We start from the raw sequence: 23,179 nt of genomic DNA on the forward strand, positions 1-23,179 counted from the left end.
CGAACGGCCCGCGGCCCCCGCCGGGCCCGGTACCGCCTGCCCCGTGTCCGGCTCCGGCACCGTGTCCGGCCCCGGCCCGGCGGCCGTCCCGCCCTGCCCGGAACTGTTCACGTGGGAGTTCGCGTCCGACCCGTACCCGGCGTACGCCTGGCTGCGCGAGCACGCGCCCGTGCACCGCACACGGCTGCCCAGCGGCGTCGAAGCCTGGCTGGTGACCCGGTACGCGGACGCGCGGCAGGCGCTCGCCGACACCCGGCTGTCGAAGAACCCGGTGCACCACAGCGAGGCCGCGCACGGCAAGGGCAAGGTCGGCATCCCCGGCGAGCGCGGCGCCAACCTGATGACGCACCTGCTCAACATCGACCCGCCGGACCACACCCGGCTGCGCCGCCTGGTCTCCAAGGCGTTCACCCCGCGCCGCATCGCACGGTTCGCGCCGCGCGTACAGGAACTGACCGACACGCTCATCGACTCCTTCGCGGAGCGCGGCGAAGCGGACCTCATCCACGAGTTCGCCTTCCCGCTCCCCATCTACGCCATCTGCGACCTGCTCGGCGTGCCCCGCGAGGACCAGGACGACTTCCGGGACTGGGCCGGGATGATGATCCGGCACGGCGGCGGCCCGCGCGGCGGCGTCGCCCGGTCGGTGAAGAAGATGCGCGGCTACCTCGCCGAGCTGATCCACCGCAAGCGCGAGACCCTGGGCGACGAGGGGGCCGACGACCTCATCTCCGGTCTGATCCGTGCCTCCGACCACGGCGAGCACCTGACGGAGAACGAGGCCGCCGCCATGGCCTTCATCCTCCTGTTCGCGGGCTTCGAGACCACCGTCAACCTGATCGGCAACGGCGTCTACCAGCTGCTGCGCCACCCGGACCAGCGGGAGCTGCTCCAGAAGGCGGCGGCCGAGGGGGACCGGGAGCTGCTCGCCACCGGCGTGGAGGAGCTGCTGCGCTACGACGGCCCGGTCGAGCTGGCCACCTGGCGCTTCGCCACCGAGGACTTCACCCTCGGCGGGCAGCGCATCGCCGAGGGCGACCCGGTCCTGGTCGTGCTGGCCGCCGCCGACCGCGACCCGCGGCGCTTCACGGAGCCGGACGTCCTGGACCTGTCCCGCCTCGACAACCAGCACCTCGGATACGGCCACGGCATCCACTACTGCCTGGGCGCGCCGCTGGCCCGCCTCGAAGGCCGGACGGCGCTCGCCACGCTGCTGACCCGGCTGCCGGACCTGCGGCTCGCCGCCGACCCGGACGACCTGCGGTGGCGCGGCGGCCTGATCATGCGGGGGCTGCGCACCCTGCCGGTGGAGTTCACACCCGTACAGAAGTGACATTCCGCCGCGCGCCCGTGACGTTTCGCCGGGCCGTGACCTGCGCGTGATCTCCGCTACACCGGGTTGTGACGAGCGGGCCGCCCCGCTACTTTCAACCGTTTGAAAGGCCGGGGCGGGCCGCACGGTCCGCGCTCCCGGCCTTTCGACGACAACTCAACCGCCGCTCGAAAGGCAACCGCATGCGCTCCGGGACCGGCCGACACCGTCGCCCCCGTCAGGCTCCGGCCATCTTCGTCACGGCGGGAGTCGCCGGCGGCGCCCTCGCCATGCCCCTGCTCGCCGCCAGTGGCGCACAGGCCGCCGACGCCGCCACCTGGGACCGGGTGGCCCAGTGCGAGAGCGGCGGCGTGTGGAGCGCCAACTCCGGCAACGGGTTCTACGGCGGACTCCAGCTGACCCAGGAGATGTGGGACCGGCACGGCGGCGCGGCGTACGCCTCGCGCCCCGACCTGGCCAGCCGCTCGCAGCAGATAGCCGTCGCCGAGTCGATCCTCGCCGCGCGCGGGCCCGACACCTGGCCGAGCTGCGCGGTGAACGCGGGCCTCAAGCAGGGCGGCAGCAAGGCGGACGTGGACCCGGGCAGCACCCCGACGCCGCAGCCGTCCGCACCGTCCTCTTCCACCCCTTCCCCGCCGTCCTCTCCTTCCACTCCCACCACGCCGCCCTCCTCCGGGTCCGGCGAGTCGTCCCGGACCCCCGAGCCGGGCGGCCCGCGCACCCCGGAGCCGAAGCCGTCGCCGAGCGGTCCGGCCGGCACCGGGGACCCGTCCCGCACGCCGGACCCGTCCGGCACGCCGGCCCCGTCCGGTACGGGCCGTACGGGCGACCCGTCGCACCCGGCCACCCCGGACGGCGGCACCGCCACGGATCCGACCGCGCCCCCGTCCCAGGGCCAGGGCAAGCACCGCGGCCAGCCCCGTGAGGAGGGGCCCGGCGCGGGCAGCGGCGGCACGGACGGCGCGGGGCGGTCCGGCGGCACGGAGCACCCCTCGCGGGGCGGCGACGCGCACCGTACGGACCCGGCGTCGCCGGGCGACTACACCGTGCGGCCGGGTGACAACCTGTCAGCCATCGCCGAGGACCGTGGGGTCTCCGGAGGCTGGCCGGCGCTCTACGAGGCCAACAAACGTGTCATCGGGGGCGATCCGGACCTCATCCACCCCGGCCAGCGCCTCGATCTGGATGCCGATCAGGGTACTTCGTAGGTAATTGCCCGCTTTGGTGAAAGTGAGACATGGATCTCGTTCGGGAGCCCGCCGCCCGACCCGTCCGTTGTTTCCAAACCTGCGGCGACCTGCGGAAATGTGATGATCCTGTGATGTCTGGGGGCCAACTGGCCTCAGATGTAGGGGTTTGAACCGGCGGGGCGTTCCTGTTTACCGTCTTCATCGCTCGCCAAAGCGGGCCCTTCAACCACACGCCGAATCCTGCCGGTGGTCGGAGGTCACACGTCGCGACAGCGCCGAAGGCAGGAGCGGGGGACCCAAGGTAGGTGCCGGCCCCGCCCGCGGAAGCGGGACAGCCGGCTTGGGGTGAAGCCGCGTGGAAGCACACGCGGCCGGGCCACTCACAGCCCGAACCCGACAGCTCACCTCGTAGGCGTCGGTGAGGAAACGAACCATGCTGAACACCAAGGGCAAGCACCGTCGTCCGTCCAAGGCCGTCCGCGTCGCCACCCTGGCCGGTGTCGCCGGCGCCGCTGTGGCCGTCCCGCTGATGGGCGCCACCTCTGCCTCCGCCGCGGGCAACAACTGGGACGCCGTCGCCCAGTGCGAGTCCGGCGGCAACTGGTCGATCAACACCGGCAACGGCTACTACGGTGGCCTGCAGTTCACCAACTCCAGCTGGGCCGCCGCCGGCGGCACCAAGTACGCCCCGCGTGCCGACAAGGCCACCAAGGCCCAGCAGATCGCGGTGGCCGAGCGTCTGCTCGCCATCCAGGGCCCGGGCGCCTGGACCTGCGCCGGCGGCCACCTCGGCAAGGGCAACGCGAACGCCCAGGCCGACGGCGGCTCGTCGCAGGGCAGCTCGCACAAGTCCTACAAGAAGTCGCACCGCTCCTACTCCGCCCCGCAGAGCACCTCGCGGTCCGAGGCCCGCAAGCAGGGCGAGGAGCTGGCCCGCAAGACCCCGGCCCCGTCCCACAAGGCGGCGCCGAAGTCGAACCCCAAGGGCAACTACACCGTCAAGTCCGGTGACACCCTCGCCAAGATCGCCGCTTCCCACGGCACCAACTGGAAGTCGGTCTACGAGAACAACAAGTCCGTCATCGGCGGCAACCCCAACCTGATCTTCCCGGGCCAGAAGCTGGCCGTCTGAGCCGGCCCAAGCCCTGACGGACTCCGGGTGGCCGGGCCGGTCCGTGCGTACGGCGGTACGCACGGGCCCGGCACGCCCCCGGGGCCCGCTCGTACCGGGAACCCGCTCTTCCCGTGAGACCGCCCCGCCACGGCGCCTGTCCCCCGCACGCGCCGCGGCGGGGCTTCTCCATTTGCCCCGCGGCCCCCGTTCCCCCGCGAGCCGTCCCGGCCGCGTGCCGGCCCCGCCCGGCCCGCACCTGCCCACGCGCCGGTTTCCCCGTTCAGCGAACAATGTGCCCGTACGTCACGTGAACAGCGGCTTTGCGGGTGTTTTCGTCCCACGGACCGGGCTGGCGGCGAGCGGAACCCCGGGAGGCCGTTAGGCTCGTGCTGCAGAACTCCAGACACCCATGAAGGAGACAACGTGCCGTCCATCGACGTCGTCGTAGCTCGCGAGATCCTCGACTCGCGAGGCAATCCCACGGTCGAGGTCGAGGTCGGCCTCGACGACGGCAGCACCGGCCGTGCCGCCGTTCCGTCCGGCGCCTCGACCGGCGCCTTCGAGGCCATCGAGCTGCGGGACGGGGACCCGAACCGCTACCAGGGCAAGGGCGTGGAGAAGGCCGTCCTCGCGGTCATCGAGCAGATCGGCCCGGAGCTGGTCGGCTACGACGCCACCGAGCAGCGCCTGATCGACCAGGCCATGTTCGACCTGGACGCCACGGACAACAAGGGCTCGCTCGGCGCCAACGCCATCCTCGGCGTCTCCCTGGCCGTCGCGCACGCCGCCTCCGAGGCCAGCGACCTGCCGCTGTTCCGCTACCTGGGCGGCCCGAACGCCCACGTGCTGCCGGTCCCGATGATGAACATCCTGAACGGCGGCTCGCACGCCGACTCGAACGTGGACATCCAGGAGTTCATGATCGCCCCGATCGGCGCGGAGTCCTTCTCCGAGGCGCTGCGCTGGGGCGCCGAGGTCTACCACACCCTCAAGAAGGTGCTGAAGGGCAAGGGCCTGGCCACCGGCCTGGGCGACGAGGGCGGCTTCGCCCCGAACCTGGGCTCCAACCGCGAGGCCCTGGACCTGATCCTGGAGGCCATCAAGGAGGCCGGCTACACCCCCGGCCAGGACATCGCGCTCGCGCTCGACGTCGCCGCCTCCGAGTTCTACAAGGACGGCGTCTACGAGTTCGAGGGCCAGCAGCGCACGGCCGAGCAGATGACCTCGTACTACGAGGAGCTCGTCGACGCCTACCCGCTGGTCTCCATCGAGGACCCGCTGTTCGAGGACGACTGGGCCGGCTGGAACGTCATCACCGAGCGTCTGGGCACCAAGGTGCAGCTGGTCGGCGACGACCTGTTCGTCACCAACCCGGAGCGCCTGGCCCGCGGCATCGAGGAGAACTCGGCCAACGCCCTGCTGGTCAAGGTCAACCAGATCGGCTCGCTGACCGAGACCCTGGACGCCGTCGAGCTGGCCCAGCGCAACGGCTTCAAGTGCATGATGTCGCACCGCTCCGGCGAGACCGAGGACGTCACCATCGCCGACCTGGCCGTCGCCACCAACTGCGGCCAGATCAAGACCGGCGCCCCGGCCCGCTCCGAGCGCGTGGCCAAGTACAACCAGCTGCTGCGCATCGAGGAGATCCTCGACGACGCGGCCGTGTACGCGGGCCGCAGCGCCTTCCCGCGGTTCAAGGGCTGACCCGACTGATCCTTCCGGGGCCGCGCGGCCCCGGCGGCTGTCAATGACGTACGTCCCCGGCGGCGGTCCCGTACCGTTGCCGGGGACGTACGTGCTCCGGGCCGCACCGGCCCGGCCCGGTGACCCAGGGAGGGCGACGTGTCCGCGGAACGGTTCTCCACCGCGACCCGGCTCAAGGCGCTCGGCGAGCAGGCCGCCGCCCGCGTCCAGCGCGCCCGACCGGCCCGCCGGGGCCGCCTGACCGGCCGGGCGGCGCTGCTCGCCCTGGTGATGTGCTCGCTGGTCGTCGCCCTGGCCTACCCCACCCGCCAGTACATCTCGCAGCGCGCCGAGATCGCCGACCAGCGCCGCCAGGCCGAGGACGCCGGGCGGCGCGCCGACGAGCTGCGCGACGAGAAGGCCCGCTGGCAGGACCCCGAGTACCTACGGCAGCAGGCCCGGCTGCACCTGCACTACGTCATGCCGGGGGAGACCGGCTACATCGTCCAGGACGGCTCCGGCGACGGGAAGCGGCGCAAGGGCCAGGGCGCCGCGGAACACCCCTGGTACGACAACATCTGGAACGGCCTGGACGCCGCCGACAAGTAGCCTGTCGGGGGCGCGCGAGCGGCCCGTCCGCCGGGCCGGCCGGCACGCCGTACGGCACCACCGTCACCACACAACCGAAAGCACCCATGTCCGTGTCTGAACACCGCATGCCCCCGCCGCAGACCGAGCGCACCGAACCCACCGAGGCGGACATCGCGGCCTTCAAGGAACAGCTCGGCCGCCCGCCGCGCGGCCTGCGCGCCATCGCGCACCGCTGCCCCTGCGGGCAGCCGGACGTCGTCGAGACGGCCCCGCGCCTGGAGGACGGCACCCCCTTCCCCACGCTCTACTACCTCACCTGCCCGCGCGCCGCCTCCGCGATCGGCACGCTGGAGGCCAACGGCGTGATGAAGGAGATGACCGAGCGGCTGGGCCGGGACCCGGAGCTGGCCGCCAAGTACCGCGCCGCCCACGAGGACTACATTCGGCGCCGCGACGCGATCGAGGTCCTCCAGGGCTTCCCGAGCGCGGGCGGCATGCCGGACCGGGTCAAGTGCCTGCACGTCCTGGTCGGCCACTCGCTCGCGGCCGGCCCCGGCGTCAACCCGCTCGGCGACGAGGCACTGGCGATGCTGCCGCAGTGGTGGCGCAAGGGCCCGTGCGTGTCCCCTTGCCAGGAGCCGGACGAAGGAGCGGGCGAGTGAAGCGCGTAGCGGCCGTCGACTGCGGTACGAACTCCATCCGCCTGCTCGTAGCCGACCTCGACCCGGCGACCGGCGAGCTGAAGGACCTGGACCGCCGGATGCGGATCGTGCGCCTGGGCCAGGGCGTGGACCGTACGGGGCGGCTGGCCCCCGAGGCCCTGGAGCGCACCTTCGCGGCCTGCCGCGAGTACGCCGGGGTCATCGAGGAGCTGGGCGCGGAGACCGTGCGCTTCGTCGCCACCTCGGCCTCCCGCGACGCCGAGAACCGCGACGACTTCGTCCGCGGTGTGCTGGACATCCTGGGCGTGGAGCCCGAGGTGATCACCGGTGCCCAGGAGGCGGAGTTCTCCTTCACCGGCGCCACCAAGGAGCTGACCGGCCGCACCGACCTCGCCACGCCCTACCTGGTCGTGGACATCGGCGGCGGCTCCACCGAGTTCGTCCTCGGCTCCGACGCGGTACGTGCCGCCCGCTCCGTGGACATCGGCTGCGTCCGGATGACCGAGCGCCACCTCGTACGGGACGGCGAGGCCATCGCCGACCCGCCCGGCGAGGAGCGGATCGACGCCATAAAGGCGGACATCGCACGCGCCCTGGACGAGGCGGCGGAGACCGTCCCGCTGCCCGAGGCCCGCACCCTCGTCGGCCTGGCCGGCTCGGTGACCACGGTCGCCGCCATCGCGCTGGACCTGCGCGAGTACGACTCGGCCGCCATCCACCACGCCCGCATCCCGCTGGCCCGGGTCCGTGCGATCACCCACCGCCTGCTCACCGCCACCCACGACGAACGCGCCGCCATCCCGGCCATGCACCCGGGCCGGGTGGACGTCATCGGCGCAGGCGCCCTCGTCCTCCTGTCGATCATGGAACGCGTCGGCGCGGAGGAGGTCGTGGTCTCGGAGCACGACATCCTGGACGGCATTGCCTGGAGCTGCGGATAAGCACCGAGGGACGGCCGCCGGGCCCGATGGCCGGGCGGCCGGGCCGTCAGATGTTCCGGTAGACGTCGCGCCGGTCGCCGACCTTGACGTCGAGGACGATGAGTTCGCCGTCCTCGACCTGGTAGGCGACCCGGTAGTTGCCCACTCGGAGCCGGTAGAGGCCGGACGGACCGGTGAGCTTCTTGACGTCGGCGTCTTCCCGGTACGGGTCGTCACCGAGCGCGGTCAGTGCAGCCAGGACGCGCATCGCGGCGGGCCGGTCGATGGCCCGCAGCTGCCGCTGCGCCGCCGCGGTGAATCGGAACGCGTACTTCATGCGGCGTCTTGGTCGCGGTCGGTGAACAGGTCCGCCAGCAGTTCCGCCATCGTCACGGTGGGGCCGCCCTCGGCCAGGACCGCTTCCGCTTCGCGTGCCAGCATCACGTCGGCCGCTTCCTCCAACGCTTCGAAGTCCGCGATCGGAACCACGGCCGCCACTGGAGCGCCGTTACGCGTGATGACTGTCGGAATGCCTTCCTCGGCCCGGTTGATGTGGTCCGCGAGGTGTGCGCGGGCGTCCCGTACGGTCACGGTGTTCTCCGTCATGGCATGAGTGTACGCAGTTACGTGTACACGAGCACCCCCCTTCTTCGTGGGTGGCTTCGGGAAGTGTTCCGCTATCCCTGGCGCGCGGCCTTCGCGGGCGCTCGACTGCCCCTCGTCCAGGGGGCGTCCGCCCCTCCCCGGGGGCTGAAGGGCCCGTCCCGCGGAAAACTTCGTGAAACTCTTCACATGAAAAAACGGCCCGCTGGGCGTACAAACCGGACGCCGGGCCCTACTTCTTGGGCCGTAGGCCCCTGGCGCCGCAAAAATGTGCGGTATCGGTCGTGTTAAAGAGATCCTTACGGACCGGGTGGTTCAGGCGCTTCGGAAGACGCAATCCCTGATCAACAGGGGTGTCCAACGCTTCGGCCGGTACGGTGGTTCCCTCGCGGCGCTATGGCGTCGATCACGGAGGCGCGGAGTGTAGCAGATGCCCCCTGTAACCTTGTGAAGGGGCTCACGAGGGGTGCTCCGAGTGGGGGTGGATACTCGATTGCATGAGCACCACGGAGCGTCCCAGGATCCTCGTTGTAGGCGGTGGGTACGTAGGTTTGTACGCGGCACGCCGCATCCTCAAGAAGATGCGGTACGGCGAGGCGACGGTCACGGTCGTCGACCCGCGCTCGTACATGACGTACCAGCCCTTCCTCCCTGAAGCTGCTGCCGGCAGCATCTCTCCCCGCCACGTCGTGGTGCCGCTGCGACGCGTGCTCCCGAAGGCGGAGGTCCTCACCGGCCGCGTCACCACCATCGACCAGGACCGCAAGGTCGCCACGGTCGCCCCGCTGGTCGGCGAGGCGTACGAGCTGCCCTTCGACTACCTGGTCATCGCGATGGGCGCGGTCTCCCGCACCTTCCCGATCCCCGGCCTCGCCGAGAACGGCATCGGCATGAAGGGCATCGAGGAGGCCATCGGCCTGCGCAACCACGTCCTGGAGCAGCTCGACAAGGCCGACTCCACGACCGACGAGGAGGTCCGCCGCAAGGCGCTGACCTTCGTCTTCGTCGGCGGCGGCTTCGCCGGCGCGGAGACCGTCGGCGAGGTCGAGGACATGGCCCGCGACGCCGCGAAGTACTACAAGAACGTCAAGCGCGAAGACATGCGCTTCCTGCTGGTCGACGTCGCCGACAAGATCCTCCCCGAGGTCGGCCCCAAGCTCGGCGCCTACGGCAAGGAGCACCTGGAGAGCCGCGGGGTCGAGGTCTACCTCGGCACCAGCACCAAGTCCTGCGTCGACGGCCACGTGGTGCTGAGCAACGACCTGGAGGTCGACTCCAACACCATCGTGTGGACCGCCGGCGTCAAGCCGAACCCGGCGCTCGCCCGCTTCGGGCTGCCGCTGGGCCCGCGCGGCCACGTCGACACCCAGGCCACCCTCCAGGTGCAGGGCACCGACTACATCTGGGCCGCGGGCGACAACGCCCAGGTCCCGGACCTGGTCGGCCGCAAGGCGGGTAACGAGAACGCCTGGTGCCCGCCGAACGCCCAGCACGCGCTGCGCCAGGCCAAGGTCCTCGGCGACAACGTGATCTCCGGTATGCGGGGCTTCCCGCAGAAGGAGTACAGCCACGCCAACAAGGGCGCGGTCGCGGGCCTGGGTCTGCACAAGGGCGTCGCGATGATCGTCCTCGGCAAGACCAAGATCAAGCTGAAGGGCCGGCTGGCCTGGTACATGCACCGCGCGTACCACGGCATGGCGATGCCGACCTTCAACCGCAAGATCCGCGTCTTCGCCGACTGGACGCTCGGCATGTTCCTCAAGCGCGAGGTCGTCTCGCTGGGCGCCATGGAGCACCCGCGCGAGGAGTTCTACGAGGCCGCCAAGCCCGCCCCGGCGCCCGCCGCCGCGGCCGACGACAAGGCGAAGGCCGACGACAAGGCGAAGGCCAAGGCTTCCTGACCTTCCCGTAGGAGTGACGCCGCCGCACGCGCGTCACCCCGCACTCCACCGCCGAAGGGGCGGCTGCCATCCGTGGTGCAGCCGTCCCTTCGGCGTATTCGTTGTGGCGCGCCGTGGCCGTTTTGCTGTTCCCTTACGAACGAACGGGACTACCGGGGCTCCCGAACGGCGTTTACGTGGTGGGTGAAACTTCTTCGCCCTTCCCGTCAACACGGAGGTGTGCGACATGGCCGACGCCGCTGGACGGCTCTCCAAGCTCGCCGAGGAGGTGCTGGGAGCCCCGCTCCCGGTCCGTATCCGCGCCTGGGACCGCAGCGAGTACGGCCCGCCGGGGGCCCCCGTCCTCGTCGTCCGCAACCGCCGCGCCCTGCGCCGCCTCCTGTTCAAACCCGGCGAGTTGGGGCTCGCGCGCGCCTGGGTGGCCGGTGAGATCGATGTCGAGGGCGATCTGTACGAGGCGCTGGACCTGCTGTCGGGGCTGATCTGGGAGCGCGGGACCGCGGCCGGCAAGCCGCAGCGTGCCGCTGTGCTGCGCGCTCTGGCCAAGCCGGAGATCCGCGCCGCCGCCCGCGACCTGGTGGCGCTGGCGGGCCTCCCCGTACCGCCCAAGCCGCCCGCCGAGGAGGCACCCAAGAGCCACGGGCCGCTGCACACCCTGCGCCGGGACAAGGAGGCCATCAGCCACCACTACGACGTCGGCAACGACTTCTACGAGCTGGTGCTCGGCCCCTCCATGGTCTACTCCTGCGCCTACTGGGAGGGCCCGGACGCCACCCTGGAGGACGCGCAGCGCGACAAGCTCGACCTCATCTGCCGCAAGCTCGGCCTGAAGGAGGGGGAGCGGCTGCTGGACGTCGGCTGCGGATGGGGCTCGATGGCCCTGCACGCGGCCCGTGAGTACGGCGTACGGGTCGTCGGCATCACCCTCTCCGAGGAGCAGGCCACCTACGGCCGCAAGCGGGTCGCCGAGGCGGGCCTCGCGGACCGTGTCGAGATCCGCGTCCAGGACTACCGCGAGGTCCACGACGAGCCGTTCGACGCGATCTCCTCGATCGGCATGGCCGAGCACGTCGGCCGCGCCCGCTACGCCGAGTACGCCGCCGACCTGCACGCGCTCCTCAAGCCCGGCGGGCGGCTGCTCAACCACCAGATCGCCCGCCGCCCGCTGGCGGACGAGGACGCGTACCACGTCGACGAGTTCATCGACCGGTACGTCTTCCCCGACGGCGAGCTGGCCCCGGTCGGCCGCACCGTCGGGCAGCTGGAGGACGCCGGGTTCGAGGTGCGGGACGTGGAGGCGATCCGCGAGCACTACGCGCTGACGCTGCGTGCCTGGGTGGCCAACCTGGAGGCGCACTGGAAGGAAGCGGTACGGCTGACGACGCCGGGCCGGGCCCGGGTGTGGCGGCTGTACATGGCCGCCTCCGCGCTGTCCTTCGAGCGCAACCGGATAGGCGTCAACCAGGTGCTGGCGGTCCGTACGCCGGAGTCCGGCACCTCGGGGCTCCCGCTGCGCGCCCGCGAGTGGCGCGGCTGACGAAGCTCCACGGGGACGTCCACGGGACGTACGGAAGGGCCCCGGTGACCGGACCGCGCGCGGCGGCCGGGCACCGGGGCCCTTGTGTGGCGGTGTCCGCTACTCGGCCTTGATCGCCGCCAGCATGTTCAGCTTCGCGGCCCGGCGGGCCGGCCACAGCGCGGCCAGCATGCCGACCACCGCGGCGAGCGCCAGGAAGATGCCCATCCGGCCCCACGGCAGCACCAGCTCGTACGTGCTCAGCGAGGCGCCGATCAGCTCACCGGCCGCCCAGCCGAAGAAGACGCCCAGGCCGATGCCGAGGATCCCGCCGAACAGCGCGATCACCAGCGACTCCAGCCGCACCATCCGCTTGATGCCGACCCGGTCCAGGCCGATCGCCCGCAGCATGCCGATCTCCTGCTGCCGCTCGAAGACCGACATCGCCAGGGTGTTGACCACCCCGAGCACCGCGACGACCACGGCCATGGCGAGCAGCCCGTAGAGCATGTTCAGCATCAGGTTGACCATCTGCGCGATGCCTTCGGAGACGTCCTTCTTGTCCTGGACGGCGATCGCCGGGTTCTTGCCGAGGGTCTCGACCAGGGAGTCCTTGGTGGCGTCGGTCGCGCCGCCGGTGGTCTTGACCATCACCTGCATATCGGTGGGGTTCTTCTGGTGCGGCGCCAGCACGGAGGTGTCCAGCATGATCCCCTGGAGCATGTCGTTGCCCTCGTAGACGCCGGAGACGGTGAGCCGGTCCTTCCCGCCGTCCTCGAACGTCGCCGCGAAGGTCGAGCCGACCTGCCAGCCGTGCCGCTTGGCCGTGCTGCTGTCGACGACCGCGCGGTTCGCCTTCGGCGCGCCGAGCCCGTCGAAGGAGCCCGCGGTGAAGTCCAGGTTCGTCAGCTCGCCGATCGCCTTGCCGTCCACCCCGGTCAGGTACTCCGTGTCGCCGTCGATGCGGGCCGGAGCGTTGCGCAGCGGGCTGGAGGCGGTGACCTTCGGATCGGCGGCCAGCGTCTTCGCCACGTCGGGAGAGAGTGGGCCGCGGTTGGCCATGCTGACGACGTAGTCCGCCTTCAGGGCGTCGGTCGCCATCTTGTCGACGCCCTTCTGGACACTGCCCGCGATCACGGTCAGGCCGGTGACCAGAGTGAGCCCGATCATCAGGGCGGAGGCTGTGGCGGCCGTACGGCGCGGGTTGCGCACCGCGTTCTGCCGGGCCAGCTTGCCCGAGACGCCGAAGGCGCGCAGGACGGGCGCGGCGGCGGCGATCAGCGGGCGGGACAGCAGCGGGGTCAGGACGAAGACGCCGATCAGCAGCAGCCCGGCGCCCAGGCCCATCAGGGCCTTGCCCTCGTCGGCCCCGACGGCGGTGGCGCCCAGGACGCAGGCGGTGCCCGCGGCGGCCAGCACCGCGCCGATGGCGTTCCGCACCACCAGGGACTTCGTGGTCGCCGCCGCGTGCACGCTGTTCATCGCGGCGACCGGCGGGATCTTCGCGGCGCGGCGGCCCGGCAGCCAGGCGGCGAGCACCGTCACCACGATGCCGACCACCAGCGAGGCGACGACCGTCGAGGGGGCGACGACCAGCGGGCCGTCCGGGACGGTGCCGAGCGCGCCGGTCAGCGCGCGCAGCCCGGCGCCGATGCCGATGCCGGCCAGCAGACCCGTGACGGCGGCGACCGCACCGACCACGAACGCCTCGACGAGCACCGAGCGGGTGACCTGGCGGCGGCTGGCGCCGACCGCGCGCATCAGCGCCAGCTCCTTGGTGCGCTGGGCGACCAGCATGGTGAAGGTGTTGGCGATGATGAAGATGCCGACGAAGAGCGCGATGCCGGCGAAGATCAGCAGGCCGGTCTTCATGCTGTCCATGCTCTTGGCGATCGCCTCGGCCTGGTCGTCGGCGAGCTTCTTGCCGGTGACCGCCTCGGCCGTGTCCGGCAGGACCTTGTCGACCGCGGACTTCAGCGCCTCCTGGGACGTACCGGGCGCGGCCTTGACATCGATCTCGCTGAACCCGCCGGGCATGTGGAACAGCTTCTGCGCGGTGGCGGTGTCGAACAGCGCGAGACTGCCGCCCGCGGCGACCGCGCCGTCCTCGGTGGTGAAGACGCCGGAGACCTTCGCCTCGCGGACCGGGCCGTCGACGGACAGCCGTACGGTGTCGCCGACCTGGTAGCCGGTCTTCTCGGCGGTCCCGGAGTCCAGGGCGACCTGGTCCGGCCCCTTGGGCGCGGTCCCGGACGTCATCGGGAAGCGGTCGTCCCTGCCGTCCGCTCCGGGGTAGTAGTTGCGGCCGCGGGAGCTGAAGCCGGTGCCGACGAGCTTGCCGCTCTTGTCGGCGATGGCGGTGAAGCCCTCGACGGTGCCCGTGGCGCGGGCCGCGCCCGGGACCTTGCCGGCCTTGTCGAGCAGCGCCTGGCTCAGCTTGGGCGCGGGGCCGGGCTTGGTGCCGGCGGTGTCCGGGCGGTGCGGCTGGACGGCCACGTCGACGCCGGCGAAGCCCTTCTGGGAGCTCTTCTGCTGGGCCTCGGAGAGGGTGGAGGTGAAGACCAGGGTGCCGGAGACGAAGGCCACGCCGAGCATCACGGCGAGGACGGTCATCAGCAGCCGGGCCTTGTGCGCGAGCACGTTGCGCAAGGCGGTACGGAACATCGTCAGTCCTGTGGGAGAAGGGCGGTGAGCGGGCTGCCGGGGCGGGTCAGCTGACCCGCCCCCTGGCGTCGAAGCCCTTCATGCGCTCCAGCACCCGGTCGGCGGTGGGGTCGGCCATCTCGTCGACGATCCGGCCGTCGGCGAGGAAGACGACCCGGTTCGCGTACGCCGCCGCCACCGGGTCGTGGGTCACCATCACCACGGTCTGGCCCAGTTCCCGTACGGAGTTGCGCAGGAAGCCCAGCACCTCGGCGCCGGAGCGGGAGTCGAGGTTGCCGGTGGGCTCGTCGGCGAAGATGATCTCGGGCCGGGAGGCGAGCGCGCGGGCCACCGCGACGCGCTGCTGCTGGCCGCCGGAGAGCTGGCTCGGCCGGTGCTTGAGCCGCCCGGACAGGCCGACCGTCTCCACGACCCGGTCCAGCCACTGCCGGTCGGGCTTGCGGCCGGCGATGTCCATGGGGAGCGTGATGTTCTCCAGCGCGGTCAGGGTGGGCAGCAGGTTGAACGCCTGGAAGATGAAGCCGATCTTGTCGCGGCGCAGCCGGGTCAGGTGCTTGTCCTTCAGGCCGTTCAGCTCGGTGTCGCCTATCAGGGCCGAGCCGCGGGAGACGGTGTCCAGGCCGGCCATGCAGTGCATGAGGGTGGACTTGCCGGACCCGGAGGGGCCCATGATCGCGGTGAACTCGGCCTGCCGGAAGTCGACGGAGACCTGGTCCAGCGCGACCACCTGGGTCTCGCCCTGTCCGTAGACCTTGGTGAGATCCGTGGCGCGTGCGGCCACCGTGGCGCGGGTGGCGGTGGGAACGCCGGTGTGGGTGGTGGTCACGGGAAGGGACTCCTGTCGAATGTCGGGACGGTCGGGGCCGGTGGAACGCGGCCCTTTCCATCGTGGGGGAGGACCCGGTGCGCCAACGTCAGCCCGTGAGGCGGTCCTGGGGGAGCCCTGCGGGGTATCCGTACGGCCCTTCGGTCATCCCTGGGTATGACGGCGACCCTGACGTGACGGGGGCGGAGAGGAGGCTCGCGGGGGCGCGCGCAAGACGTCGAGTTTCCGTCAATCCGGACACGGGCCGGGGTGGCCGCCGGAGCGGCGAGGGTGGGCCGCAGGCATGTGCCGAAGGCCCGTACCAGCCGCTGATGACCCCTCAGTTGCCAATAAAATAAGACAACCTAGGGAAGACGGCCCCCTGTTCAGACGGTGCCGCGGGCTAGGCTCGTGCTGCCCCTTTCGAGGTGGCGCGGGGGTTCCCAGGCCCGGATGGTGGAATGCAGACACGGCGAGCTTAAACCTCGCTGGCCTTCGGGCCGTGCCGGTTCAAGTCCGGCTCCGGGCACAGCACATGAGCCGCCGGGCGGTCCGGTCACGGGCTTCCGCTCGGCCCCCGGAGACGGTCCGGTGCGCCGCGGGCGTTCCGCCACGGCCCTTCCGCTACGGCCGGTCCCGATCGTACGGCCGGTGCGTGTTCCCGTCGCCGGTCTTGACGTCGTCGCGCTCGGTGCCGTCGCGCTCGGCGTCACCGGTCTCACGGAGGGCGCCGCCGCCGTTCCCGTCGCCGTCCGCGTGCTCGCCGGCGGACGCGGTGCCGCCGGGCGGCCAGGCCGGGCGGACCTCGGCCGGTACGGCGGCCAGCGCGTGGCCGACGGTGGGGAAGCAGGCCAGCGCGTCCACGGCCCGGGTGACCAGGAGGACGTGCAGGACGCGGACGCCCAGGGAGGCGAGCAGCAGCCGCCCGTTCATGCGGCGGCACAGCCATTCCAGGGCGAGCAGGCAGTTCAGGCCGCGTGAGTCGCAGAACCGCAGCGCGGTCAGGTCCAGCACCAGGAACCGGTGCCCGGCCGCGATCACGGCCCCGGACTCGTCCAGGAACTGCCGCTCGGCGTGCACGTCCAGTTCTCCGGCCACCCGGAGCACCGCGCATTCCCCGGCGTCGACGACCGTGGTGATCGTCAGGTGCCGCCTGCCTTGGGACATCGCTCCTCCACGTGTGCGCCCGGACGGGCCGGGCTCCCGGGGCGAATCCCCGCTACCCCCCAGTGTGCCGGGCGGGCCGTCCCGGTCCGCGGCGCCGGGGCGCATCGGGCCGCGCCGGCACGCCGCTCCCGCCGCGCGGGCCGCCGCCGGTACGGGGCCCGGCCGCCGGGCGGGGCCGCATTCGGCGCACCCTGCGAATGCGCGCGGTCGCGGATAGCGCAAGCATTTCCACGGGGGAAACGCTGGTGCTGCAAATGGTCGCACTTCGGACCCGAACAGATATATCACATGGCAGTGCGTGTTCGATCGGATACGGCCGCGGTAGACATCCGGTGTCACATTTCTGCGCACGAGGAGAGAAAGCATGCGCAAGTTCATCGGTCGTACCGCCGGCTCGGTCGCCATCGCCGCCCTTGCCATCGTCCCGCTCTCGGGCATGGCCTCCGCTGCGTCCTGGGACGACGCACCGCGGCTCACCGCCGGCAGCAACTGCGCTGCCAAGTACGGCAAGTTCCACTGTGACCGGGTGCACAAGGAGCACAACGAGTACAACGACAACAAGGCGTACACGTACAACGACAACGACACGTACAAGTTCAAGTACAAGAAGAACGTCACCAAGGTCGGCCTGGCGATCGGCAACGTCGAGCAGTGAGCCGGATGCGGCGGGGCGGGCGGCACCGCGTGCCGCCGCCCCGCTGAGAGATCAGGAAAGGCCCCGCGGCGCGCGGGGCCTTTCTCTGTGTGCGGCGGGATTATGGCAGCCACTCCGGGAAAAGGCACGCGGAGGGCTGCGGTGGCGGTTTCGCTCATTTACGCGACGCCGGGGACGGCCGTCCGCTGTCCACGACTTTCGATTGCCGGGCGCACTGCCGGTCGCCCGGCAGTGCGGTGATATGTGTCTACGGTTTCGTGGCATTCGGGTGAACCGGCGAAACTGAACTGGCGGACGCGAGTTGTCCAGGTCGCTCCGGAAACGGGCACTCCGCTTCGAGAAGGGTGAATCGTGATCAAGAAGTTCCTGGCCACGACGGCCGTAGCCGCGTCCATCGTCGGCGTCTCGGCCATGGCGGCTCCGCAGGCCATGGCGGTCGGCGACGGACGCGGAACCTCGACCGCCAACGGCAACGGCGCGGGGCAGGCATTCGGCAACTCCGACACCGAGGGCGACATGTCCCCGCAGTTGAGCCTGATCCAGGGGACGCTCAACAAGCCGTGCATCGGCATTCCGATCACGAACGTTCAGAACATCGTGGCCCTGGTCAACGTCGGCGTCCAGGACATCCTGTCCTCCGACCAGAACCAGCAGTGTGTCGAGAACTCGACCGAGTCGCAGGGGGACCAGGCGCTGTCGCACATCATCGACAAGCTCCCGCTGCTGTCCGAGAACGGCGTCAACAACAGCTGAGCCGGACTGCCGTAAAAGGCCCGGGACGTCGGTTCTCTCCTCCTGATCGGCTCGGGCCTTTGCGCTTTACGAAAAGCGCGCAGTTCCGTCCCGTGGTCTTCTCTCCTGGCCCGCGCTGAACCATATGGGCGATTCCTCGTGAAAATCGACTTCACGGGAGTTTCGTCAGCGCGGCCGAATCGTTACGAATATTGGTGGCGGTGTTACGGGCAATCCTGAGGGCGCCCGTGCGGCACGAAGGACGTGACCGTTTCAGACTCCGCTGCGGAAAGGGCTGAAAGTGAAGTACGCGAAGGTTGCCGCAGTCGCTGCTGGAACGCTCATGGCGGTCGGGGCCGCCACCCCGGCGTTCGCCGACGCGGGTACCTCGGGCGCCGCGCAGAACTCCCCCGGCGTCCTCTCCGGCAACGTCCTGCAGATTCCGATCCACATCCCGGTGAACCTCTGCGGGAACTCGATCGACATCATCGGGCTGCTGAACCCGGCGTTCGGCAACACCTGCGTCAACGACTGACGTACCGCGTCGGACGGGTAGCAGAGGATGAAGCGAAAGGCCCCGGCGCGCCAGCCAAGCGTGCCGGGGCCGGTCGCGTTCGAGGGGGCCGGGAAGTGGCGAAACGGATGGGTTTCTCCTTCGGGCCGGAATCGTTGAACACCAAAAGGGCGGTGGCCCGGACAATTCCGGGAAGATCGCGCGGCGAGTTCGGCCGCGGCGGGCGACAGCACCGCTCAGGAAAGGACAGCGGAAAGTGAAGTACGCGAAGACGGCCGCGTTTCTGGCCGGTTCCGTCATGGCCCTGGGAGCGGCGTCCCCCGTTTTCGCCGGCACCCCTGGGAAGGTGCCGAGTTTCAGCCTGAACGGTGGCCTGGCGGATGCCCTGAAGAACAAGCAGCTGGACGGCCGGCAGCTCGACCCGGTGGTCAGGACCGTCGAGGAAACCGCCGGTGATCTACAGGATTCCCGCGCCACGAAGAAATTGCTGCACACCGTCGGGGATGTCACCCAGAAGACTCCGGGGCTCAGGGGGGTCGAGGTGGCCAAGCCGGCCGGAAAGTAGCGCCCGGCCCGCGGCTCTGCTGCCGGACCCGGTCGATATCCCGGGGCGTCGCGGTCGAAACCGGACGGCCGGTGCGCCGACCGGCGGCACAGCTGTTCCCGCCAGTTGTGCCCGAAATCATTTGAGTGATGGGGCACAACCAAGCTCATCACACCGAGTTGTTCACATTGCCCCGGGTAAAGAGCATCCCGAAACGCGAAGGATCACATATGATCAAGAAGGCGCTGGCAACAGTAGCCACGGCTGCTTCTGTCGTAGGTATCTCGGCCGCCGCCACTCCACAGGCGTCGGCGGTCGGCGACGCCCGTAAGGTCGGCACGTACAACGGCAACGGTGCGGCCCAGGTGTACGGCAACATGTCCACGATGGGGAACATGAGCCCGCAGTTCGCGCTCATCCAGGGCTCGTTCAACAAGCCCTGTATCGCGCTGCCGGTCCAGGACGTGCAGAACCTCGTGGCCCTGGTCAACGTCGGTGTGCAGGACATCCTGTCCTCGGACCAGACCCAGACGTGTGTCGAGAACTCGTCCCAGGTCCAGGGCGACGGGCCGCTGTCGCACCTCATCGACAAGCTTCCGATCCTCTCCGTCAACGGCACCAACAACCAGTGACGAAGACCGTCGCCGCGTGACCGGGAAAGGGCCCGTACTGCCGGCCGGCAGTACGGGCCCTTTCCCTTCCGGGCAGGCCGGCGCCCGGTGTCAGCCGGCCTCCTCCGGTTCTTCCAGCAACGCCCTGCGCAGCCGCATCAGCGCCTCCAGATCGGCGACCCGGGCAAAGCGGCCGAGCAGGGCGTCGACGCCGGCGTCGTCACCGCGGCGCACCGCGTCGACGATTTCCTCTTGCACGCGCATCGCATCCGTGGGGGCGGCCATGCGGAAATCCTTGTCCTTTCGCTGTCCGGCGGACCGGGGAATCGTCCCCGGCCGGTGCCGCCGAAAGCCACACGGAAGAGTGGGATACCGGTCCGGGAACTGGAATGTCGATCTGTTCGGGTGATGATGCGCAACTTTCCCGGCCGTGACCGGTTGTTGCTTACAGGGCTCCCTTCGTCATGGGAGTTCATTTCCTGAAGGGGTTTCGAGATGAACAAGATGATGGCGGGCGTGGCGGTTGCCGCGTCTCTGGTCGGTATCTCCGCGGCGGCGGCTCCGCAGGCCATGGCGGTGGGCGACGGCCGCGACACGGGGACGGCCAACGGCAACCACTCGGCCCAGTCGTTCGGCAACAACCGCACCGAGGGCGACATGAGCCCGAGCGCCACGCTCATCGGCAACTCGCTGAACAAGCTGTGCATCGGTATCCCGATCACGAACGTGCAGAACATCGTGGCCCTGGTCAACATCGGTGTTCAGGACATCCTGTCCTCCGACCAGCACCAGCAGTGTGTCGAGAACTCGACCGAGAGCCAGCAGGACCAGGCGCTGTCGCACCTCATCGACAAGCTGCCGCTCCTGTCCCAGAACGGCACCAACAACCAGTGACCCGCCGGCGGCCGGCCACCGGCCGCCGAAACCCGCTGAGGGACCGCACGCCGCCCGCGTGCGGTCCCTCAGCGGCGTCCGGGCACCTTCCCGGCCCCTCGTACGTCCTACAGGCGTGGAGATCCACCGGCGGAAAAAACCGGCGGTGGCGACGGTTCTCGTGCAGGATTGGTCACCGGCGGTTGCGGTGAAGATCCTGCTGAAGAACTAGAACGTGCTTTTACCGAGCCATTACCCTTGTGGGAAGGCCGCGCACGGCGGCCATGGAGGAGTGAGATGAGGAGCAGCAACCCGGTCTTCTCGCGACGGGGGTTCAGCCGCGACAACAACGGCTACGCGGGCTTCAACGCGCCGCCGCAGGCCGGGGGCCCCGCAGCGAACCCTTACGCCGGAACCAACCCGTACGCCCCGTCCGGCAACCCCTACGCCCAGGACGCCGCGCAGGGCACCCAGGCGCCGCAGTACGCGCCGCAGTCCGGCCGGATGACGATGGACGACGTCGTGCTGCGCACCGGCATGACGCTCGGTACGGTGATCGTCGGCGCGGCCGTCGGCTGGATGTTCCTGACCAAGAGCCTCGGCTTCGCCGTCGGCGCCGGGCTGATCGCGATGGTGCTGGGGTTCGTCCAGTCCTTCAAGCGCAAGCCGTCGCCGGCCCTGATCCTGACGTACGCGGCCTTCGAGGGCCTGTTCCTCGGGGCGCTCAGCGGCGCGATCAACGATCTGCCGAAGCTGAGCGGCGCGCCCATGCAGGCGGTGATGGGCACGATGGCGGTCTTCGTCGCCATGCTCGTCGCCTACAAGACCCGCATCGTGCGGGTCACCGCCCGCTTCACGCGCTTCCTGATGATCGCGCTGCTCGGCTTCGTGCTGCTGTCGATGGTCAACATGCTGTTCATGGTCTTCGGCGGCGGTGACGGCCTCGGCTTCCGCAGCGGCGGCCTGGGCATCCTGTTCGGCGTGGTCGGCGTGGTGCTCGGCGCGCTGTGCCTGGCCCTGGACTTCAAGCAGGTCGAGGACGGCATCGCGTACGGTGCTCCGCGCGAGGAGTCCTGGCTGGCCGCGTTCGGCCTGACCGTGACCCTGGTGTGGATCTACACCGAGCTGCTGCGGCTGATCTCGATCCTGAGGGACTGACGCCGCGCCGCCGGGCGCCGGATGCGGTGCCCGGCGGTGACGTGAGGAAGGGCCCGTGGGGAGTTCCCCACGGGCCCTTCGGCGTTCCGGGCGGGCACGGCTACAGCTTGCGCGCTGCGCGCCTGAGGTCGTATTCGTGGACGATCGCCTTGGCGTGCCCGTAGGCGAGGTTGTGCTCGCCCCGGAGCCAGCTGACCTTCTCCTCGAAGCGGAAGAGAGCGGGGCCTTCGTCTACCGTGCGAAGCCAGTCGGAGACTTCACGGCCGGTGCAGTGGGGGATGCGGGAGAGCAGGTTCCGGTGGGTCTCTTCGGAGAAGAGTTGAGACATCGGCGCCTCCGGACGCGTTCGATGCTGGTCCTTCAGCCCACCGTGCCTGACCGCCCGGGTGTTGGCAACCACCCGGGAGTGGCGCATAAGCTCGGGCTGTGCTTGACGTGACGCCCTTGCAGACTGCCGTTGACGCCCTCGCAGACCGCCTGCGGGCGCTGCCGCAGAGCACCCTGGCGCGCGGTGCGGCGGCCGAAGCGCTCGCCCTCGCCCGCGAGTTGGCGGCACGGGCGCAGCGCCTCGAAAACCCCGGGCGGGAGCCGTACGAGATCCCGGACGCGGGGATGTTCGCGGTCGGTGACCAAGTGGCGGTGGCCGGGCACGATTTGACGGAGGCGCTGCGCGCCGCGGGCGACGAGCGGGCGCTGGCGGCGGCGGTGGAGCTGGTGCGGGGGGCCGCGGTGCGGTGCTGAGGCCCCCGGGGAACGGCCGCTTCCGGCCGGTTTCTCAGAGGGACGCGATGACGCGGTCGGCGAGGATGTAGACGCTGTCGGTGGTGGCGGAGCCCCAGGAGAAGGTCAGGGCGTAGGCGCCGGAGATGCCGGAGCCGCCCAGCAGGACCGGGGCGCGGCCCTCGCGCAGGGCCGTGGCGACGCGCTCGGCGGTCTCCCGGTGGCCGGGCGTCATGCAGACCGTGGTGCCGTCGGCGAAGACGTACACGTCCAGGGTGCCCAGCGGGCCGGGGCGGACATCCGCGAGCGGGGTGCGGTCGCGGGCCAGCTCCTCCAGGCGGTTGACGGTGCGCTCGTGGTCGCCGATGGACGGGGACGGGGAGAAGTCCGGGTGGGAGGGGTGGCGCCGGCGCGCGGCGGCCAGCTCGGCGGACTCGGCCTCCTCGACCGTCTCGCTCTCCAGGGCGTCCACCGGCTCCAGGGCGCCCGGCCCGTCCACGGAGTGCGGCGCGTCCGGGCCGAGCAGCGGCTCCAGCCCGGCCAGGTCCGCCTGCCGGGGCAGGAAGAACGGGTCGTCGAGCCGCTCGTCGAGGTGGTCGGTGCCGCCGTCCAGCGGGCCCAGCAGGGACGGGGCGTCGGCGGCGTCCCGGGCCTCCTGGGCGGCCCAGAAGGCGCGCGCCTCGGCCAGCTCGCGCTCCCGCTCCTCGGCCAGCGCCTCGGCGACCGCCGCCCGTATGTCGGCGAGCGCGTGCTCGGCGGCCGGGGCGGGGCGGGCGGCGGGGATGTGCGCGGCGGCCTGCGCGCGGGCCTCGGCGCGGGTCTCGGCGTGCGCGGCGAGCAGCTCGGCGCGCAGCCCGGCCACCTGGCGGCGCAGCCCGTGGGCGGCGTGCAGGGCGGCCGCTCCCAGGGCCACGGCGACGGCCGCGGCCAACAGCAGGGCAAGAGTGATGGCGCTCACTGACGTACTCCCATTAGCAGAATGTCCCCCGACTTCCTACATCAGGCTGCCGGTCGTCGGCGACCGGTCCCAGTGGCCGAGGGCCTGAGCAGGACGGGGATTTGGACCTGGTGCGTTCGGGTGACACCGCGCTGACCTGCGGAGACACCCCACCTTGGGGGGTTTGGTCACAATCCTGGGGGAGATTTGATCGCGATCTCGTCACCCGGTGATCCAGGTCACCGATTGTCGCTCTGCGTGCGTCAGTTGGGACGCAGGGTGCGGG

At 70.8% G+C, this 23,179-nt stretch carries 25 protein-coding genes, 1 tRNA gene and 1 riboswitch; of the genes, 18 read left to right on the forward strand and 8 right to left on the reverse strand.

Annotation, left to right across the window (positions count from 1 at the left end; translation table 11 throughout):
* The first annotated feature begins 61 nt into the window (after positions 1-61).
* The 7 genes from ACH4FX_RS02575 (at position 62) to ACH4FX_RS02605 (ending at position 7,514) form a co-directional block, all read left to right on the forward strand.
* Positions 62-1,333: a cytochrome P450 gene (locus ACH4FX_RS02575; RefSeq protein WP_398474625.1), complete on the forward strand. Its 1,272-nt coding sequence runs from the start codon at positions 62-64 to the stop codon at positions 1,331-1,333.
* Positions 1,334-1,515: 182 nt separating this feature from the next.
* On the forward strand, positions 1,516-2,541 hold the full coding sequence (locus ACH4FX_RS02580; protein WP_398474343.1) for a transglycosylase family protein: 1,026 nt from the start codon (positions 1,516-1,518) through the stop codon (positions 2,539-2,541).
* A gap of 203 nt (positions 2,542-2,744) precedes the next feature.
* Positions 2,745-2,953, forward strand: a riboswitch (cyclic di-AMP (ydaO/yuaA leader).
* A 3-nt stretch (positions 2,954-2,956) separates the two neighbouring features.
* Positions 2,957-3,655, forward strand: coding sequence for a transglycosylase family protein (locus tag ACH4FX_RS02585; protein ID WP_398474344.1), 699 nt, complete (start codon positions 2,957-2,959; stop codon positions 3,653-3,655).
* A 405-nt stretch (positions 3,656-4,060) separates the two neighbouring features.
* Positions 4,061-5,341: a phosphopyruvate hydratase gene (eno, locus tag ACH4FX_RS02590; RefSeq protein WP_398474345.1), complete on the forward strand. Its 1,281-nt coding sequence runs from the start codon at positions 4,061-4,063 to the stop codon at positions 5,339-5,341.
* Positions 5,342-5,479: 138 nt separating this feature from the next.
* Positions 5,480-5,929 (forward strand): septum formation initiator family protein, encoded by a 450-nt coding sequence (locus ACH4FX_RS02595; protein ID WP_398474346.1) that lies wholly within the window; start codon positions 5,480-5,482, stop codon positions 5,927-5,929.
* Between the two features lie 107 nt (positions 5,930-6,036).
* Positions 6,037-6,573 (forward strand): DUF501 domain-containing protein, encoded by a 537-nt coding sequence (locus tag ACH4FX_RS02600; RefSeq protein ID WP_398474627.1) that lies wholly within the window; start codon positions 6,037-6,039, stop codon positions 6,571-6,573.
* Positions 6,570-7,514, forward strand: a complete 945-nt coding sequence (locus ACH4FX_RS02605) for an exopolyphosphatase (protein WP_398474347.1) — start codon at positions 6,570-6,572, stop codon at positions 7,512-7,514. Before ACH4FX_RS02600 ends, ACH4FX_RS02605 begins: the two co-directional genes overlap by 4 nt.
* Before the next feature lie 46 nt (positions 7,515-7,560).
* Here ACH4FX_RS02605 and ACH4FX_RS02610 read toward each other — a convergent pair whose 3' ends face one another.
* Positions 7,561-7,830 carry a type II toxin-antitoxin system RelE/ParE family toxin gene (locus ACH4FX_RS02610; RefSeq protein WP_398474348.1) on the reverse strand — a complete coding sequence of 90 codons (270 nt, stop codon included), beginning with the start codon at positions 7,828-7,830 and terminating at the stop codon, positions 7,561-7,563.
* Positions 7,827-8,099: a type II toxin-antitoxin system Phd/YefM family antitoxin gene (locus ACH4FX_RS02615; protein WP_398474349.1), complete on the reverse strand. Its 273-nt coding sequence runs from the start codon at positions 8,097-8,099 to the stop codon at positions 7,827-7,829. Before ACH4FX_RS02615 ends, ACH4FX_RS02610 begins: the two co-directional genes overlap by 4 nt.
* Before the next feature lie 494 nt (positions 8,100-8,593).
* On the opposite strand from ACH4FX_RS02615, the gene ACH4FX_RS02620 reads away from it, so the two are divergent.
* Positions 8,594-9,997, forward strand: a complete 1,404-nt coding sequence (locus ACH4FX_RS02620; protein ID WP_398474350.1) for an NAD(P)/FAD-dependent oxidoreductase — start codon at positions 8,594-8,596, stop codon at positions 9,995-9,997.
* A gap of 226 nt (positions 9,998-10,223) precedes the next feature.
* The gene (locus ACH4FX_RS02625) at positions 10,224-11,534 is read left to right on the forward strand and encodes a class I SAM-dependent methyltransferase (RefSeq protein ID WP_398474351.1); all 1,311 of its coding nucleotides are present in this window, start codon (positions 10,224-10,226) and stop codon (positions 11,532-11,534) included.
* 99 nt (positions 11,535-11,633) lie between these two features.
* Here ACH4FX_RS02625 and ACH4FX_RS02630 read toward each other — a convergent pair whose 3' ends face one another.
* Positions 11,634-14,177, reverse strand: coding sequence for an ABC transporter permease (locus ACH4FX_RS02630; protein ID WP_398474352.1), 2,544 nt, complete (start codon positions 14,175-14,177; stop codon positions 11,634-11,636).
* A gap of 46 nt (positions 14,178-14,223) precedes the next feature.
* Positions 14,224-15,003 carry an ABC transporter ATP-binding protein gene (locus tag ACH4FX_RS02635; protein ID WP_398474353.1) on the reverse strand — a complete coding sequence of 260 codons (780 nt, stop codon included), beginning with the start codon at positions 15,001-15,003 and terminating at the stop codon, positions 14,224-14,226.
* Positions 15,004-15,429: 426 nt separating this feature from the next.
* Here ACH4FX_RS02635 and ACH4FX_RS02640 point away from each other — a divergent pair.
* Positions 15,430-15,511, forward strand: a tRNA-Leu gene (locus ACH4FX_RS02640).
* A 95-nt stretch (positions 15,512-15,606) separates the two neighbouring features.
* On the opposite strand, the gene ACH4FX_RS02645 is transcribed toward ACH4FX_RS02640, so the two are convergent.
* Entirely contained in the window at positions 15,607-16,149 is a 543-nt protein-coding gene (locus tag ACH4FX_RS02645; RefSeq protein WP_398474354.1) for an STAS domain-containing protein, read from the reverse strand.
* Between the two features lie 364 nt (positions 16,150-16,513).
* Between ACH4FX_RS02645 and ACH4FX_RS02650 the strand changes: the two genes are divergently transcribed.
* From ACH4FX_RS02650 to ACH4FX_RS02670, 5 genes are all read left to right on the forward strand, one after another.
* A complete protein-coding gene (locus tag ACH4FX_RS02650) occupies positions 16,514-16,804 on the forward strand; it encodes a hypothetical protein (RefSeq protein WP_398474355.1) in 291 nt (96 codons plus the stop codon).
* 351 nt (positions 16,805-17,155) lie between these two features.
* On the forward strand, positions 17,156-17,557 hold the full coding sequence (locus ACH4FX_RS02655) for a rodlin (protein WP_398351824.1): 402 nt from the start codon (positions 17,156-17,158) through the stop codon (positions 17,555-17,557).
* 280 nt (positions 17,558-17,837) lie between these two features.
* A complete protein-coding gene (locus ACH4FX_RS02660) occupies positions 17,838-18,071 on the forward strand; it encodes a chaplin (RefSeq protein WP_150237977.1) in 234 nt (77 codons plus the stop codon).
* A 235-nt stretch (positions 18,072-18,306) separates the two neighbouring features.
* The gene (locus ACH4FX_RS02665) at positions 18,307-18,615 is read left to right on the forward strand and encodes a hypothetical protein (RefSeq protein WP_398474356.1); all 309 of its coding nucleotides are present in this window, start codon (positions 18,307-18,309) and stop codon (positions 18,613-18,615) included.
* 209 nt (positions 18,616-18,824) lie between these two features.
* Positions 18,825-19,226: a rodlin gene (locus ACH4FX_RS02670; RefSeq protein WP_398474357.1), complete on the forward strand. Its 402-nt coding sequence runs from the start codon at positions 18,825-18,827 to the stop codon at positions 19,224-19,226.
* A 90-nt stretch (positions 19,227-19,316) separates the two neighbouring features.
* Here the strand turns inward: ACH4FX_RS02670 and ACH4FX_RS02675 are convergent, their stop codons facing one another.
* On the reverse strand, positions 19,317-19,490 hold the full coding sequence (locus ACH4FX_RS02675; RefSeq protein ID WP_398474358.1) for a hypothetical protein: 174 nt from the start codon (positions 19,488-19,490) through the stop codon (positions 19,317-19,319).
* 210 nt (positions 19,491-19,700) lie between these two features.
* Here ACH4FX_RS02675 and ACH4FX_RS02680 point away from each other — a divergent pair, with 210 nt between their 5' ends.
* Together ACH4FX_RS02680 and ACH4FX_RS02685 are read left to right on the forward strand one after the other, a co-directional pair.
* Positions 19,701-20,099 (forward strand): rodlin, encoded by a 399-nt coding sequence (locus ACH4FX_RS02680; RefSeq protein ID WP_398474359.1) that lies wholly within the window; start codon positions 19,701-19,703, stop codon positions 20,097-20,099.
* A 276-nt stretch (positions 20,100-20,375) separates the two neighbouring features.
* Positions 20,376-21,236: a Bax inhibitor-1/YccA family protein gene (locus ACH4FX_RS02685; protein WP_398474360.1), complete on the forward strand. Its 861-nt coding sequence runs from the start codon at positions 20,376-20,378 to the stop codon at positions 21,234-21,236.
* Positions 21,237-21,336: 100 nt separating this feature from the next.
* Here ACH4FX_RS02685 and ACH4FX_RS02690 read toward each other — a convergent pair whose 3' ends face one another.
* On the reverse strand, positions 21,337-21,564 hold the full coding sequence (locus tag ACH4FX_RS02690) for a DUF4287 domain-containing protein (RefSeq protein ID WP_003984087.1): 228 nt from the start codon (positions 21,562-21,564) through the stop codon (positions 21,337-21,339).
* A gap of 98 nt (positions 21,565-21,662) precedes the next feature.
* Between ACH4FX_RS02690 and ACH4FX_RS02695 the strand changes: the two genes are divergently transcribed.
* Entirely contained in the window at positions 21,663-21,977 is a 315-nt protein-coding gene (locus ACH4FX_RS02695; protein WP_398474361.1) for a hypothetical protein, read from the forward strand.
* A 34-nt stretch (positions 21,978-22,011) separates the two neighbouring features.
* Here ACH4FX_RS02695 and ACH4FX_RS02700 read toward each other — a convergent pair whose 3' ends face one another.
* Positions 22,012-22,914: a hypothetical protein gene (locus ACH4FX_RS02700; protein ID WP_398474362.1), complete on the reverse strand. Its 903-nt coding sequence runs from the start codon at positions 22,912-22,914 to the stop codon at positions 22,012-22,014.
* Between the last annotated feature and the right edge of the window lie 265 nt (positions 22,915-23,179).

The organism is Streptomyces sp. NPDC018019 (genome assembly GCF_044327805.1).
Lineage (GTDB): Bacteria > Actinomycetota > Actinomycetes > Streptomycetales > Streptomycetaceae > Streptomyces.